This window comes from Streptomyces sp. NPDC024687 (genome assembly GCF_055559055.1).
The window spans coordinates 942238-957102 of the sequence record NZ_JBVHLJ010000001.1 but is presented as its reverse complement, the minus strand read 5'-3'; the positions used below and the strand labels follow the sequence as shown (position 1 = coordinate 957102).

The 14865-nt window shown below is 68.6% G+C and carries 13 protein-coding genes; 4 read left to right on the top strand and 9 right to left on the bottom strand.

The window, feature by feature from the left end; genetic code table 11:
- Positions 1–49: 49 nt before the first annotated feature.
- Genes qcrB through ctaE form a run of 4 tightly spaced genes read right to left on the bottom strand, consistent with a single transcriptional unit; the run spans position 50 to position 4226 of the window.
- The gene (gene qcrB, locus ACZ39I_RS04245) at positions 50–1687 is read right to left on the bottom strand and encodes a cytochrome bc1 complex cytochrome b subunit (RefSeq protein WP_467242749.1); all 1638 of its coding nucleotides are present in this window, start codon (positions 1685–1687) and stop codon (positions 50–52) included.
- Positions 1684–2739, bottom strand: coding sequence for a cytochrome bc1 complex Rieske iron-sulfur subunit (gene qcrA, locus ACZ39I_RS04240; protein ID WP_451474493.1), 1056 nt, complete (start codon positions 2737–2739; stop codon positions 1684–1686). The genes qcrB and qcrA overlap by 4 nt, the downstream gene beginning before the upstream one ends.
- The gene (gene qcrC, locus ACZ39I_RS04235; protein WP_467242748.1) at positions 2736–3545 is read right to left on the bottom strand and encodes a cytochrome bc1 complex diheme cytochrome c subunit; all 810 of its coding nucleotides are present in this window, start codon (positions 3543–3545) and stop codon (positions 2736–2738) included. The genes qcrA and qcrC overlap by 4 nt, the downstream gene beginning before the upstream one ends.
- Before the next feature lie 60 nt (positions 3546–3605).
- The gene (gene ctaE / locus ACZ39I_RS04230) at positions 3606–4226 is read right to left on the bottom strand and encodes an aa3-type cytochrome oxidase subunit III (RefSeq protein WP_007381483.1); all 621 of its coding nucleotides are present in this window, start codon (positions 4224–4226) and stop codon (positions 3606–3608) included.
- 145 nt (positions 4227–4371) lie between these two features.
- Here ctaE and ACZ39I_RS04225 point away from each other — a divergent pair, with 145 nt between their 5' ends.
- Entirely contained in the window at positions 4372–4773 is a 402-nt protein-coding gene (locus ACZ39I_RS04225) for a response regulator (RefSeq protein ID WP_467242747.1), read from the top strand.
- Between the two features lie 94 nt (positions 4774–4867).
- On the opposite strand, the gene ACZ39I_RS04220 is transcribed toward ACZ39I_RS04225, so the two are convergent.
- The 4 genes from ACZ39I_RS04220 to ctaC form a co-directional block, all read right to left on the bottom strand.
- A complete protein-coding gene (locus ACZ39I_RS04220) occupies positions 4868–6130 on the bottom strand; it encodes a L,D-transpeptidase (RefSeq protein WP_467242746.1) in 1263 nt (420 codons plus the stop codon).
- A 130-nt stretch (positions 6131–6260) separates the two neighbouring features.
- On the bottom strand, positions 6261–6659 hold the full coding sequence (locus tag ACZ39I_RS04215; RefSeq protein WP_007381486.1) for a cytochrome c oxidase subunit 4: 399 nt from the start codon (positions 6657–6659) through the stop codon (positions 6261–6263).
- Complete coding sequence (gene ctaD / locus ACZ39I_RS04210) at positions 6656–8398, bottom strand: aa3-type cytochrome oxidase subunit I (RefSeq protein ID WP_467242745.1); 1743 nt, start codon at positions 8396–8398, stop codon at positions 6656–6658. Before ctaD ends, ACZ39I_RS04215 begins: the two co-directional genes overlap by 4 nt.
- Positions 8395–9354, bottom strand: coding sequence for an aa3-type cytochrome oxidase subunit II (gene ctaC, locus ACZ39I_RS04205; protein ID WP_352383003.1), 960 nt, complete (start codon positions 9352–9354; stop codon positions 8395–8397). Before ctaC ends, ctaD begins: the two co-directional genes overlap by 4 nt.
- A 246-nt stretch (positions 9355–9600) precedes the next feature.
- On the opposite strand from ctaC, the gene ACZ39I_RS04200 reads away from it, so the two are divergent.
- The gene (locus tag ACZ39I_RS04200; RefSeq protein ID WP_467242744.1) at positions 9601–10962 is read left to right on the top strand and encodes an aminotransferase class V-fold PLP-dependent enzyme; all 1362 of its coding nucleotides are present in this window, start codon (positions 9601–9603) and stop codon (positions 10960–10962) included.
- A gap of 18 nt (positions 10963–10980) precedes the next feature.
- Here the strand turns inward: ACZ39I_RS04200 and ACZ39I_RS04195 are convergent, their stop codons facing one another.
- Complete coding sequence (locus ACZ39I_RS04195; protein ID WP_403666717.1) at positions 10981–11955, bottom strand: carbohydrate kinase family protein; 975 nt, start codon at positions 11953–11955, stop codon at positions 10981–10983.
- Positions 11956–12106: 151 nt separating this feature from the next.
- Between ACZ39I_RS04195 and ACZ39I_RS04190 the strand changes: the two genes are divergently transcribed.
- Complete coding sequence (locus tag ACZ39I_RS04190) at positions 12107–12316, top strand: hypothetical protein (protein ID WP_467242743.1); 210 nt, start codon at positions 12107–12109, stop codon at positions 12314–12316.
- 832 nt (positions 12317–13148) lie between these two features.
- On the top strand, positions 13149–14621 hold the full coding sequence (locus tag ACZ39I_RS04185; RefSeq protein WP_467243316.1) for a hypothetical protein: 1473 nt from the start codon (positions 13149–13151) through the stop codon (positions 14619–14621).
- Positions 14622–14865: the final 244 nt, after the last annotated feature.

Sequence of the window (14865 nt, the reverse complement as noted above, 5' to 3'; positions counted from 1 at the left end):
GTCCGGGGTGTCGGACGGGCCCTTCTACCGCGCGTGGCGAGCGCAGCGATCAGTGGTGGCCGTGGCCGCTCGTGATCTCCTTGTACTCCTCGACGGTCGGCTTGGCGATCTGGGACTCGTCGCCGTAGTACGCCTCGCTCAGCTTGGCGCGCAGCTTCTCGGAGCCCTTGATCTTGCGCTCGACGCCGTTCTCGTCGACCGTGGGGCCGATCTCGGCCGGCTTGTACTGCTCGTGCGCCGTGAGCGTGTGCAGCTGCTCCTGGCTGAGCGGCTCGTGCACCTCGATGAACTCACCGTGCGGCAGGCGCTTGATGATGCCGGACTCGCGCCCGTGCAGCACCTTGTCCTTGTCGCGGCGCTGCAGGCCGAGGCAGATCCGCTTGGTGATGATGAACGCCACGACCGGGGCGACGAAGAACGCGACCCGCACGAACCAGGTGATCGAGTTGATCGACAGGTGGAAGTGCGTGGCGAACAGGTCGTTGCCACCACCGATCAGCAGCACCATGTACCAGGTGATCCACGCGACACCGAACGCGGTACGCGTCGGCGCGTTGCGCGGGCGGTCCAGGATGTGGTGCTCGCGCTTGTCGCCGGTGACCCAGGACTCGATGAACGGGTAGACCGCGATGGCGACCAGGACCAGCGGGAAGATGATCAGCGGGATGAACACGCCCAGGACGAGCGTGTGACCCCAGAAGTTGATCTCCCAGCCCGGCATGACACGGATCAGGCCCTCGGAGAAGCCCATGTACCAGTCCGGCTGGGCGCCCGTGGACACCTGGTCGGGACGGTAGGGACCCATCGCCCAGATCGGGTTGATCGAGGCGATCGCCGCGATGGCCGCGATGGCACCGAAGACCAGGAAGAAGAAGCCTCCGGCCTTGGCCATGTAGACCGGCAGCAGCGGCATGCCGACGACGTTGTTGTTGGTCTTTCCGGGGCCCGCGAACTGCGTGTGCTTGTGGTAGAAGACCAGGATCAGGTGGCCGACGACCAGGCCGAGCATGATGCCCGGCAGCAGCAGCACGTGGATCGAGTAGAAGCGGGCCACGAAGTCGCCGCCCGGGAACTCGCCGCCGAACAGGAAGAACGACAGGTACGTGCCGACGATCGGCACGGACAGGATCGCGCCCTCCATGAAGCGGACACCGGTGCCGGAGAGCAGGTCGTCCGGGAGCGAGTAACCGGTGAAGCCGGTGAACATGCCCAGGACGAACAGCAGGAAGCCGAACAGCCAGTTGACCTCACGCGGCTTGCGGAACGCGCCCGTGAAGAACACGCGCATCATGTGCACGAACATGCCGGCGAGGAAGATCAGCGCCGCCCAGTGGTGGATCTGCCGGATCAGCAGACCACCGCGCACATCGAAGGAGATGTGCATGGTCGAGTTGAACGCCTCGGACATCAGCTGGCCCTGCAGCGGGACGTAGCTGCCGTGGTACTCCACCTCGTTCATCGACGGGTGGAAGAACAGCGTCAGATACACACCCGTGAGGATGATGATGATGAAGCTGTAGAGGCAGACCTCGCCCAGCATGAACGACCAGTGGTCGGGGAAGATCTTGCGCATGTTGGCCTTGGCCAGGGAGTAGATCCCCAGCCGGCCGTCGGCCCAGTCGGCGACGCGCTCGCCGGCCGGTGCCTTCCCGCGTGCGCGGGCCTCGGAGGACTCTGTAGTACTCATCCGCGCTCCCAGAAAGCAGGACCGACGGGCTCCTCGAAGTCGCCGAGCGCTTCGAGGTAACCCTGGTCGTTCACGCCGATGCGCAGCTGCGGCAGGGCGTGACCGGCGGGGCCGAAGATCACCCGGGCACCGTCGGAGAGGTCGAAGGTGGACTGGTGGCAGGGGCAGAGCACGTGGTGCGTCTGCTGCTCGTACAGGGAGATCGGGCAACCGACGTGGGTGCAGATCTTCGAGTACGCGACGATTCCCTCGTACGACCACTCGAGCTCGCGCTTGTCCTTGATGTTGTCCGGCTGGATGCGGACGATCATCAGGGCGGCCTTGGCGATCTCGGTCTGGAACTCCTCGTCGTGCTCCTCCAGGCCCTCGGGCTTGGCAAAGGTCAGCGAGCCGACCGCGACGTCGGAGGGGCGCAGCGGCTCGTTGGTGTTCATGTTGACGAGCTGGAGACCCTTGCGCCACATGGTGTGGCGGAGCTTGGTGCCGGGCAGCGGACCGAGGTCGCGCAGCAGCATGACGCCGGACAGCGGGAACAGGGCCAGCGCACCGAACATCGTGTTGCGGATCAGCTTGCGACGGCCGAGCGCCGACTCCTTGGCGCCCTGCTTGAAGTCCGCGTGGACCTTCGCGCGGACCTCGGGGGGCGCCTCGATCGCGTGACGCTCGTCGGCGATCTCCTCGTCGGACATCAGGGTGCGGGCCCAGTGGACCGCGCCCGCGCCGATCGAGAAGAGGGCGAGACCGAGGGTCAGGCCCAACGCGAAGTTCAGCGCGTTGATGTGCCCGATCGGGAAGACGTAGATCGACTCGTCGTGGGGGATGCCCACGTACGAGGCGATGAACCCGACGGTGGCCAGCATCGACACCGTGAACAGCATGGCCACCACGCGCTCGGACCGCCTGGCGGCCCGCTCGTCGATGTCCTGCACCCGGTGCTCGTGGGGCGGGAGGCCGGGGTCCGCGAAGGGGTGCTTCTCGTCCGCGACGCCTACCGCGCCGTGCGCGTCCTGCTCTGCGGGCAGGTTCTCTTCTGGAATGTCTTGGCTACTCATGACTTCTTGGCCTTTGCGGTCCGAGCGGCGACCCAGACGGCGACCGCGATCAGCGCGCCGAGGCCGAAGATCCAGGCGAACAGGCCTTCGGAGACCGGGCCGAGACCGCCCAGCTCAAGGCCGCCGGGGCTCACGGTGTCGTCGCCGTTGACCGCGTTCAGGTACGCGATGATGTCCTTCTTGTTCTGCTCCGACAGCGTGGTGTCGGGGAACGACGGCATGTTCTGCGGGCCGGTCTGCATGGCCTCGTAGATGTGCTTCGGGGAGACACCCTCGAGGTCCGGTGCGAACTTGCCGTGCGTCAGCGCGCCACCCTTGCCGGTGAAGTTGTGGCACTGCGCGCAGTTGGTGCGGAACAGCTCGCCGCCCTTGGCGATGTCGGCTCCGTCCGGGCCGTAGTCCGCCTTCGTCGGGACGGACGGACCCGAACCCAGCGAGGCGACGTACGCGGCCAGCTGGTCGATCTCGGCCTGCGTGTAGATGACCTTCTTGCGCGGAACCTGCGCGCCCGGCTGCTGGGCCGGCATACGGCCGGTGCCGACCTGGAAGTCGACGGCCGCGGCGCCCACGCCCACCAGGCTCGGACCGTCGGAGGACCCCTGACCGCCGGTGCCGTGGCAGCTGGCGCAGCCTACGGCGAAGAGCTTCTTGCCCTCGTCGATGGCCAGGGACTGGGCGGTTTCATCTGCCTTCGCCTGGCCCGCGGGGGCGAACACGGCGTACAGCCCCCCGGTGCATGCCAGCGCGAGGAGTAGGACGACGAGCGCCGCCAGCGGGTGGCGTCGTCGTGCGGAGAGCTTTTTCACGGATTACCCCGGTGTCAGGATCTTCTGCGTCGATGCTTGCGATGTCGGGAGCGGGCCCGGCTACTTGATCATGTAGATCGTGGCGAAGAGGCCGATCCAGACGACGTCGACGAAGTGCCAGTAGTAGGACACGACGATGGCCGCGGTCGCCTGCTCGTGGGTGAACCTCTTGGCCGCGTAGGTACGCCCGAGAACGAACAGGAACGCGATGAGGCCGCCCGTCACGTGCATGCCGTGGAAGCCGGTGGTCAGGTAGAACACCGAGCCGTACGGATCGGAGGAGAGCGAGAGCCCGTCCTTCTTCACCAGCTCCGTGTACTCGTAGATCTGACCGCCGATGAAGATCGCGCCCATGATGAAGGTGATGATGAACCAGCCCCGGAGCTTCTTCACATCACCGCGCTCGGCTGCGAAGACGCCGAGCTGGCAGGTGAGGGAGGAGAGCACCAGGATCGTGGTGTTCGTCGCCGAGAACGGGAAGTTCAGGCTGGACGCCATTTCCTTCCAGTGGTCGGGACCCGTCACCGATCGCAGGGTGAAGTACATCGCGAAGAGGGCCGCGAAGAACATCAGCTCGGAACTCAGCCAGATGATGGTTCCGACGCTGGTGAGGTTCGGCCGGTTGACCGATGGGTGCGCGTGCCCGGTTGTCTCTGTCGTTGCTGTCGCCACGACCGACATTATGTCGGTCGCTTATCCCGCCCTCACCCCGGGGGGTGCCGTTCGGAGTGTCTTGCTCCTTCATACCGGTGTTGACGTGGTGTTCAAGGGAGTAGCATCCGGCCCAACGGGCCTGTCCTTACGACGCTGACGTCACGGAGGAACAATGCAGCCGACCGCCACGGTGCTGGTCTACAGCGACGATTCCAACACCCGCGAGCAGGTGCGGCTCGCCTCCGGCCGGCGACCGGCTCCGGACGTCCCGTTGGTGGAGTTCGTGGAGTGCGCCACGCCCGCGGCGGTGGTCAAGGAGCTGGACAAGGGCGGGATCGACGTCTGTGTGCTGGACGGGGAGGCCGTGCCGATGGGCGGCATGGGCCTGTGCCGGCAGATCAAGGACGAGGTGTTCAACTGCCCGCCGGTGCTGTTGCTGATCGGGCGGCCGCAGGACGCGTGGCTGGCGACATGGAGCCGGGCGGAGGGTGCGGTGACGCATCCGGTGGACCCGGTGGAGTTCGCTTCCGCGCTGGCTTCTCTGTTGCGGGATCGGAAAGCCCTGAGCGCCTAGGAGCACGGGGGGCTTCCATGGTCGGGCGACTGCGGGCCGTCTGTGGCTGGTCGCGCAGTTCGCCGCTCCCCTGGTAGGTCCAGCGGGCCCCTGTCTAGACGCTCTGTGGCCTCAGCCTCGCCACCTGCTCCGCGCTCGGGGCGTCCGGGGTTCCCGCCACCAGGGCGCTGCCGTCGCGCCACTTCTTCCAGTCCACGTTCCAGTCGCCGAAGCCGTTGCCGAAGGGCTCCATGGTGTTGCCGTCCGAGTTGACGACCTGCACCACGTCGCCCTCGTGGACCGTGTCGAAGAACCACTCGGCGTTGGACGTGCTCATGCCGGTGCAGCCGTGGCTGACGTTGGCGTAGCCCTGGGAGCCGACCGACCAGGGGGCGGCGTGGACGTACTCGCCGCTCCAGGTGAGGCGGGTGGCGTAGTAGACCGGTAGGTCGTACGACTCCGAGGAGCCCTCGGCGATGCCGATGCTGGTGCCGCGCATACGTACGAAGTACTCCTTGCCGAGTACGACCTTGACGCCGTTGCGGGTCTCGAAGCCGGGCTTGCCCGTGGTGACCGGGAGCTCCTTGATGACCTCCTCGTTCTTGTAGACCTTCATCGAGTGTGACGAGGCGTCCGTCACAGCGATGACGCGGTCGCCGGTGGTCAGCTTGAGGGCCTTGCCCTTGCCGCCCCAGAGCCGGTCGCCGATCTTGATGCCCTCCAGGTCGCTGCGGACCTGGATCGTGGCGTGGGCGGGCCAGTACTCCTTGGGCCGGTAGTGGAGTTCCTTGTCGTCCACCCAGTGCCAGGCGCCCGGTACGGCGGGTGCGGAGTCGACCCTGAGGGCGCGCTCGACGACGGCCCGCTGGGCCTTGTCCTTGACCGGCTTGTCCAGCTTGGCGGTGACGGGCTGGCCGACGCCGTACGTGCCCGACTTGGGGCCGAAGGTGACGTTCAGGCGCTTCTTGCCCACGGGCTTGCTGGTGTCGAAGTCGAGGACCTTGCGGCCGGGTGCCCCGTCGTCGTCCTCGGTGCTCACCCGGACCACGTAATGGGCGTTTGCGGCCAGTGGGGAGGTGCTGCGCCAGCGGGTGCCGTCGGCGGAGAGTTCGCCCGCCAGATAGCGGCCTGTGGCGTCCGTGGCCGTGACGTCGGTGATGCGGCCGTCATCGTCCTCGGCGGTCACCTCGAGCGGCTTGTCCGGGTCGGCCTTCTTGCCGTCGCCCGTGGGCGCGTTGAAGGCGATCTGGTCCGCCGCGTCGTAGGGCGTGGCCGCCAGCGGGTTCCCGTCGGACCCACAGGCGGCGGCGCTCACGCCGAGGGCGATCACCAGCAGCGTGCAGCTCACGACGGTGCGGGTACGCGGTGCGTGGTTCATGACTTCACGCTAGGAAGCCCCGTCAAGAACGGCACGCCGGGTGACTCGTACGAGGGATACGGATTGCGGCAAAAGCAGGAGCCCGGACGCTCCTCGCGGAGTGTCCGGGCTCTGTCGAGCTCAGCTCGTGCTACTGCGTGCGGTTCTCACCGCGGTAGTACTCGAAGACCCAGCCGTACAGACCGATCATGATGACCGGCACCGAGAAGTACAGCAGCCACCAGCCGATCGCGACCGACAGGAAGGCGAGGGCGCCGCCGAAGCCGAGGGCGAGCGGCTGCCAGCTGTGCGGGCTGAAGAACCCGACCTCGCCGGCGTCGTCCGCGACGTCGGCCTCCTTGTTGTCCTGCGCGCCGGCGTCCACCCGCTTGGCCGTGAAGCCCAGGTAGAAGCCGATCATGATGGACAGGCCGAAGGCCAGGAAGAGCGCGGTGGTACCGGCCGGCTCCTTCGACCACACGCCATAGACGATCGCCATGGCGAGGATGAAGATGCTCAGCCAGAAGAACATCCGTCCCTGGATCTTCACTTGCCGGCCTCCTTGCCGCCGTTGCCGGCCAGAGCCTTCTCACCGTGACCGGCGTTCTCGAGCTGGTCGAGAGCGGCGATCTCCGGGTGGTGCAGGTCGAACGCCGGGGATTCGCTGCGGATCCTCGGCAGGGTGAGGAAGTTGTGGCGCGGCGGCGGGCAGGAGGTCGCCCACTCGAGCGAGCGGCCGTAGCCCCACGGGTCGTCGACGCCGACCGGCTTGCCGTACTTGGCCGTCTTCCACACGTTGTAGAGGAACGGCAGGATCGACAGGCCGAGCACGAAGGAGCTGATCGTCGAGATCGTGTTCAGGGCGGTGAAGCCGTCGGCCGCCAGGTAGTCGGCGTACCGGCGGGGCATGCCCTCGGCCCCCAGCCAGTGCTGGACCAGGAAGGTGCCGTGGAAGCCGATGAACAGCGTCCAGAACGTGATCTTGCCGAGGCGCTCGTCGAGCATCTTGCCGGTGAACTTCGGCCACCAGAAGTGGAAGCCGGAGAACATCGCGAAGACGACGGTGCCGAAGACGACGTAGTGGAAGTGCGCCACCACGAAGTACGAGTCCGAGACGTGGAAGTCCATCGGGGGCGAGGCCAGGATGACACCCGTCAGACCACCGAAGGTGAAGGTGATCAGGAAGCCGGTGGCCCAGAGCATCGGGGTCTCGAAACTCAGGGACCCCTTCCACATCGTTCCGATCCAGTTGAAGAACTTCACGCCGGTCGGTACGGCGATGAGGAACGTCATGAAGGAGAAGAACGGCAGGAGCACACCGCCGGTGACGTACATGTGGTGGGCCCACACCGTCACGGACAGACCCGCGATCGCGATGGTCGCCGCGATCAGACCCATGTAGCCGAACATCGGCTTGCGGGAGAAGACCGGGATGACCTCGGAGATGATGCCGAAGAACGGCAGGGCGATGATGTACACCTCTGGATGGCCGAAGAACCAGAAGAGGTGCTGCCAGAGCAACGCTCCGCCGTTCGCGGCGTCGAAGACGTGTGCCCCGAATTTCCGATCCGCCTCCAGCGCGAACAGCGCGGCGGCGAGAACGGGGAAGGCGAGCAGGACCAGCACCGCGGTCAGCAGCACGTTCCACACGAAGATCGGCATGCGGAACATGGTCATGCCGGGCGCGCGCATGCAGATGATCGTGGTGATGAAGTTGACCGCGCCGAGGATCGTGCCGAAGCCGGAGAAGGCCAGACCCATGATCCACAGGTCGGCGCCGATGCCCGGCGAGCGGACCGCGTCCGACAGCGGGGAGTAGGCGAACCAGCCGAAGTCGGCCGCGCCCTGCGGGGTCAGGAAGCCGCCCACCGCGATCGTCGAGCCGAACAGGTAGAGCCAGTAGGCGAACATGTTCAGCCGCGGGAACGCCACGTCGGGCGCGCCGATCTGCAGCGGCATGATCCAGTTGGTGAAGCCGGCGAACAGCGGCGTCGCGAACATCAGCAGCATGATCGTGCCGTGCATCGTGAACGCCTGGTTGAACTGCTCGTTCGACATGATCTGCAGACCCGGCCGGGCCAGCTCGGCGCGCATGAAGAGCGCCATCACGCCGCCGATGAGGAAGAACGCGAACGACGTGACCAGGTACAGCGTGCCGATCGTCTTGTGGTCAGTGGTGGTGAGCCACTTGATGACCACGCTGCCGCGGTTCTGGCGCCGGACCGGCAGCTCGTCCGTGTAGTGGGACCCTGCCGCCGCGGCACCCTGGGGTTCGTTGAGGATGCTCACAGGTTCGTCGTCTCCCGGTCCTTCTCGTGGGCGGTCTGCTCGATGCCCGCGGGAACGTAACCGGTCTGCCCCTTCTTCGCGAGGTCCTTGAGGTGCTGCTCGTAGCGCTCCGGGGAAACGACCTTCACGTTGAACAGCATCCGGGAGTGGTCGACGCCGCAGAGCTCGGCGCACTTGCCCATGAAGGTGCCCTCCTTGTTCGGAGTCACCTCGAAGGCGTTGGTGTGACCCGGGATGACGTCCTGCTTCATCAGGAACGGCACCACCCAGAAGGAGTGGATGACGTCACGCGAGGTGAGGACGAAGCGGACCGTCTTGCCCTTGGGGAGCCAGAGGGTCGGGCCCGGGTTGCCGGTCTGCGGGTTCCGCGTGGCGGGCGTCCCGAAGTCGTAGACACCACCGGCGTTCGCCGGGAAGTCGTCCTTGAACCGGGTCGGAATCGCGTCCAGGTTCTTGTCCGTCTTCGCGTCGCCCGTGGAGCCCGCGACGGGCGTGACGTAGTTGAAGGCCCAGCTCCACTGGTAGCCGACGACGTTGATGGTGACGTCGGGCTCCTTCTTGAGGCTGAGGAGCTTCGACTCGTCACGGGCCGTGAAGTAGAAGAGGACCGAGACGATCACCAGCGGAACCACGGTGTACAGCGCCTCGATGGGCATGTTGTACCGGGTCTGCGGAGGAACCTCGACCTTGGTGCGGCTGCGCCGGTGGAAGATGGCGCTCCAGATGATCAGACCCCACACCAGCACGCCAACGGCGAGCGCGGCAGCCCAGGAGCCCTGCCACAGGGAGAGGATCCGCGGAGCCTCTTCCGTGGTCGGGGTGGGCATACCAAGGCGGGGGAAGTCCTTGTATGTGCAACCGGTGGCGGTCGCCAGGACCAGGCCCGCGGTCATTGCCTGCAGCAGCTTCCGCCGCATCGGGCGCCGCGGCGAGCGGTCGGAGCCGTTGGGACTCACGTAGCGCCTTCCCGAGAGTCTCGCCCGCGCGGAGTGGCTGCGGCCTGGCCTTACTCGGTGGTCGGTCGCCGGCCTGCGTCGGGCAGGGGTTTGGATGTTTATGCGGACCAAACCCTAGCCGACGCCCTCCGGGGGTTCAGCGGGAGGGGTGCCTAGTGGGTGGGTTGGTTCGCTGGATTGGCGGCTGCGGGTTGTTTGTGGCTGATCGCGCAGTTCCCCGCGCCCCTGGGGGGTTAGCGTGGCTGTGTGTCATATTTCGACGCTGCATCCAGTGCGCCCCTTCACCCCGTTGCCCGTCAGGCCCTGTTGGCCTCTCTGGATGAAGGGTGGGCCGATCCGTCCCGGCTCTATCGGGAAGGGCGGCGGGCTCGGTTGTTGCTGGATGCTGCTCGGGAGGCCGCTGCCGAGGCTGTGGGGTGTCGGCCCGATGAGCTGACGTTCACCTCTTCGGGGACGCGGGCCGTGCACGACGGGATCGCGGGGGCGCTGGCCGGGCGGCGGCGGATCGGACGTCACCTGATCGTGTCAGCTGTCGAACACTCCTCGGTGCTCCATTCGGCGGAGCCGTTCGACGTGACCGAGGTGCCGGTGGACCGCACGGGAGCCGTGAGTCCGCGGTCGTACGCCGATGCCCTGCGCCCGGACACCGCGCTGGCCTGCCTTCAGTCGGCCAACCACGAGGTGGGGACCATTCAGCCGGTGGCCGAGGTGGCCGACGTGTGCCGGGGGGCCGGGGTGCCGTTGCTGGTGGACGCGGCGCAGTCACTCGGGTGGGAACCGGTGGAAGGTTCCTGGTCCCTGTTGACGGCCAGCGCGCACAAGTGGGGCGGCCCGTCGGGGGTGGGCCTCCTCGCCGTACGGAAAGGTGTCCGGTTCTCGCCCCGGGGACCGGCCGACGAGCGGGAGTCGGGGCGGGCGCCCGGGTTCGAGAACCTGCCGGCGATCGTCGCGGCGGCGGCCTCGCTGCGGGCGGTGCGGGCCGAGGCGGCCCAGGAGGCCGTGCGGCTGCGGGAGTTGACGGCGCGGATCCGTTCGCGGGTGCCGCTGCTGGTGCCGGATGTGGACGTGGTGGGGGATGCCGAGCGGCGGCTGCCCGGGATCGTCACCTTCTCCTGTCTCTATGTCGATGGAGAGACCCTGCTGCACGAGCTGGACCGGGCGGGTTTCTCCGTTTCCTCCGGATCGTCCTGCACCAGCAGCACGCTGACGCCCAGCCATGTGCTGAAGGCGATGGGGGTGCTGAGTGAGGGAAACGTGCGGGTTTCGTTGCCGCCGGGGACGACGTCCGAGGAGGTCGACCGCTTTCTGGAGGTGTTGCCGGGGGCGGTGACCGCGGTCCGGGAGAAGCTGGGGGCGCCGACGCCTTCGGCTGTCGTCCGTGCGGACGCCCTGGTCGTGGACGCCCTGGGCAAGCGGTGCCCCATCCCGGTCATCGAACTGGCGAAGGTAATCGGGGACGTGCCGGCGGGCGGGACGGTCCGGGTCCTGTCGGACGACGAGGCGGCCCGGCTGGACATCCCGGCGTGGTGCGAGATGCGGGAGCAGGCGTACGTGGGGGAAGAACCGGCGGACCAGGGTTCGGTGTACGTGGTCCGCCGGATCTCCTAGCCGGTCATCCGAGGTGGGTCAGCCGAGGTGGGTGCGGACCTCGTCGGCCGCCTCGTCGCCGTACGCCTTGGTGAAGCGCTCCATGAAGTTGCCCCGTCGCAGGCGGTACTCCTGCGTGCCCACCGTCTCGATGACGAGCGTGGCCAGCATGCAGCCCACCTGGGCCGCGCGCTCCAGGGAGACGCCCCAGGCGAGCCCCGACAGGAATCCGGCGCGGAACGCGTCGCCGACGCCCGTCGGGTCGGCCTTGCGCTCCTCCTCCGCGCAGCCGACGACGATCGGCTCCGCGCCGGCCCGGTCGATCCGCACCCCCTGCGCGCCGAGCGTCGTGACCCGGTGGCCGACCTTCGCGAGGATCTCCTCGTCGGACCAGCCCGTCTTGGACTCGATGAGCCCCTTCTCGTACTCGTTGGAGAAGAGGTACGTGGCGCCTTCCAGCAGGATCCGGATCTCGTCGCCGTTCATCCGGGCGATCTGCTGGGAGAAGTCCGCGGCGAACGGGATGCCGCGGGAGCGGCACTCCTCGGTGTGGCGGAGCATCGCCTCGGGGTCGTCGGCGCCGATGAGGACGAGGTCGAGGCCGTCCACGCGGTCGGCGACCGTCTTGAGCTCGATCTGGCGGGCCTCGCTCATCGCGCCCGTGTAGAAGGAGCCGATCTGGTTGTGGTCGGAGTCCGTGGTGCACACGAAGCGGGCGGTGTGCAGCGTCTCGGAGATCCGGACGGACGCGGTGTCGACGCCGTGGCGGTCCAGCCAGGCGCGGTACTCGTCGAAGTCGAAGCCCGCGGCGCCGACGAGGATCGGCTTCGTGCCGAGCTGGCCCATGCCGAAGGCGATGTTCGCGCCGACACCTCCCCGGCGTACGTCGAGGTTGTCGACCAGGAAGGAGAGCGAGACCGTGTGCAGCTGGTCCGCGACGAGCTGGTCGGCGAAGCGGCCGGGGAACGTCATGAGGTGGTCGGTGGCGATGGAGCCGGTGACTGCGATACGCACGGCGAGGCTCTCCAGAAGAAGGGTGTATTGACACTTCACGCTATCGGGTCCGTATGGAGTACTGCGAGCAGGCCGACGGCGCGGTGAAGCAGGTAAAACTACCCGATAGTAGATCTTTCTTCGCGAGCTCCGGCGTGCCTACGGTTCCCACATGACGAACCTTGAGCTGTACACCTCCGCCCCGGCCGACCTGGACGGTGACCTCGCCTCGCTGCGCGGTGACTGCGCCCGGATGGCTCCGCACTGGGCGGCTCCCGACCGGATCGTGGCGCTTCCGGTCTCTCCCTCGCTCATCCACGGTGTGACGGTTCCCGAGGGGTCCGCCCGGGTGCTGGAGGCCATGTCGGAGTACCGCGACTGAGTCACGGCGCCGAGGCAGGGCGTGCGTCGGCGCGTTCGAGGGAACCGCGCGCTCCCCCGCTGCGTCCCATCGCTGTCCCCCGGAAAGGGGATGCGGGATACGACCCGTTTGCCGACCTTTTTGACAGGGCCGGGTCAGGGTCGAGGGACAGTTGCGCAGCAGAAGGAGCGATGCGGTGAACACCGAGCGACCCGACAACAACGACCCCGGCGAGACCTCCGACGCCGGGGACGAGAGCGCTGCGGAAGCGCGGGGTGCCGGTGGGGCGAGCGGTACCGAAGCGCAGGGCGGCGGCGAGGCGAGTGGCGCTGCGGAGGAGCGGGGTTCCAAGGCTCCCGGTGATGAGGGGACGAGCGGCTCCGAGGCCGGTCACAGTGGTGAAACCGAGGGCACGGAGAACGCCGGAGGTGCCGCCGCGGACACGCCGGAGGACGAGCACGCCGAGGGCGTCGCCGACGCCGACACGGACGACCCCCCGGGCTCCGACACCGAAGCGCAGGGCGGCGGCGAGACGAGCGGCGCTGCGGAGGAGCGGGGTTCCGAGGCTCCCGGTGACGAGGGGACGAGCGGCCCCGAGGCCGGTCGCGGTGGTGGGAGCGAAGGCACGGAGAACGCCGGAGGCGCCGCCGCGGACACGCCGGAGGACGAGGACGCCGAGGATGTCGCCGACGCCGACACGGACGACTCCCCGGGCTCCGACGCCGAAGCCACCGCTGCCGCTGCCGCTGCCACCGAGCCGGAGGGCTCCGTAGGTGCCCGCTCCTCCCTCGGCACCGGCGCCGATTCCGACGTCACCGGCGCTGCCTCCCCCGCCGCTCTCCCCGACTCCGAGATCCCCCGGGACGGGGATGCCGGGGTGCCTCGGGTGGCCCGGCATCGGTCGCCCGTCGCCATTGCCGCCGTAGCCGCTGCGGTGTTGCTGGTCGGGGGCGGTGGGGCGTACCTCGCCGCCGGTACCTCTGGGGGGTCCGGCGGTGGCGCGGCCTCCGGTGCGGCCGGTGACGGCACTCCGCCGCCTCTCGCGCTCGACGGCTACAGCGCGGGCGGTGGGACGGGGAGCGGGATCGCTCCCGGGGAGCCGAATCCGTACGGCGTGACCTATCGCGTCGACGGCAGCCTCCCTCAGGGGCCCGGCTCGGCGCCCGTCTACCGGGTCCAGGGGCAGGTCACCGAGGACGACGTGACCCGGCTCGCCGAGGCGCTCGGGGTCGACGGGACGCCGGTGGCGCAGGGGCAGGTCTGGCGGATCGGGGTCAAGGACGGTTCGGGGCCGAGTCTCCAGGTGAACCGGCAGGCGCCGGGCGCGTGGACCTTCCAGCGCTACTCCCCCGTCATCGACGACTGCCGGAGCGCCACCGTGTGCGGGGCGCCCACCGGCCGTCCGGTGAGCGAGGCGGTCGCGGAGAAGGCCGCCGCGCCGGTGCTGAAGGCGGTGGGCCAGGGCACCGCGAAGCTGGACGCGAGCCAGGTGATGGGCGCCCAGCGGACCGTGAACGCCGACCCGGTCGTCGGCGGGCTGCCCACGTACGGCTGGGCGACCGGCGTCACCGTGAACGGGCAGGGTGAAGTGGTCGGCGGCACCGGCCAGTTGAAGGCGCCGGTCAAGAGCGACACGTACCCCGTGCTGAGCGCCGAGAAGACGCTGGGGCTGCTGAACAAGGTGCCCGTGTCCGGCCACCGCATGGGCATCGGCGGCTGCGCCAGTCCCGTACCGCTCAAGGACCGGCAGGAGGCGCCCTGCGGGGAGCCGACGGCAAGCCCCGCGAACAGCTCGCTCAGCGTCGAGAAGGCGGTGTTCGGGCTGGCGTCGCACTTCGTGGGCGGCCGGCAGGCGCTGGTGCCGTCCTGGCTGTTCGAGGTGCGGGCGCCGGGGGCGAAGGACGCCTTCACGGTGACGTATCCGGCGGTCGACCCGGCGCACATCACCGCCCCGGCGACGGCCACGCCGACCACGCCCGCCTCTCCCACCGGTCCCTCCGACCGGCCCACCTCCTCGCCGAAGACGCGGGACGTCCAGGTGGACGGCTACACCGCCGAGGGCAATGAGCTGACCGTGAGCTTCACGGGCGGGGTGTGCGGGGACTACACGGCGTCGGCGAGCGAGAGCGCGGACGAGGCGAAGGTCACGGTGACCTACACGCCGTGGCCGGACAAGGTCTGCATCATGATCGCCAAGGAGATCCAGAAGACCGTGCCGCTCGACGAGCCGCTCGGTGCCCGCAAGGTCGTGGGCTCGGACGGCAAGGAGATCCCGCTGAAGAAGGCGGGCGCACGACTGCCGGAGACCTCCGGGGCGGCCCGGTAGACCTGCGGATGCGCGAAGGCGGCGGCCCCGTCGGAGGGGGCCGCCGCCTTCTGTCGCCGCAGGCGCAGGAGCCGGTCGCGTCCGGTTGTCGATCGGGACCAGGGCGGATCGCCGAGGACGACGTGGCGCGGCCCGCCGAGGCCGCTCGGGGTCGACGGGACGCGGGGGGCGCCGATGCACGAAGGCGGCGGCCGCCCCGCGGAGGGGGCCGCCACGCCTTGCCTCCGCAGGCGCAGGAGCCGGT

Bases quoted from the DNA above. Each gene is read 5' to 3' on its own strand.
- ctaE (WP_007381483.1), bottom strand. From the start codon at position 4,226: ATGTCGGTCGTGGCGACAGCAACGACAGAGACAACCGGGCACGCGCAC.
- ACZ39I_RS04220 (WP_467242746.1), bottom strand. From the start codon at position 6,130: ATGAACCACGCACCGCGTACCCGCACCGTCGTGAGCTGCACGCTGCTG.
- ACZ39I_RS04190 (WP_467242743.1), top strand. From the start codon at position 12,107: ATGACGAACCTTGAGCTGTACACCTCCGCCCCGGCCGACCTGGACGGT.
- qcrB (WP_467242749.1), bottom strand. From the start codon at position 1,687: ATGAGTACTACAGAGTCCTCCGAGGCCCGCGCACGCGGGAAGGCACCG.
- ACZ39I_RS04225 (WP_467242747.1), top strand. From the start codon at position 4,372: ATGCAGCCGACCGCCACGGTGCTGGTCTACAGCGACGATTCCAACACC.
- qcrA (WP_451474493.1), bottom strand. From the start codon at position 2,739: ATGAGTAGCCAAGACATTCCAGAAGAGAACCTGCCCGCAGAGCAGGAC.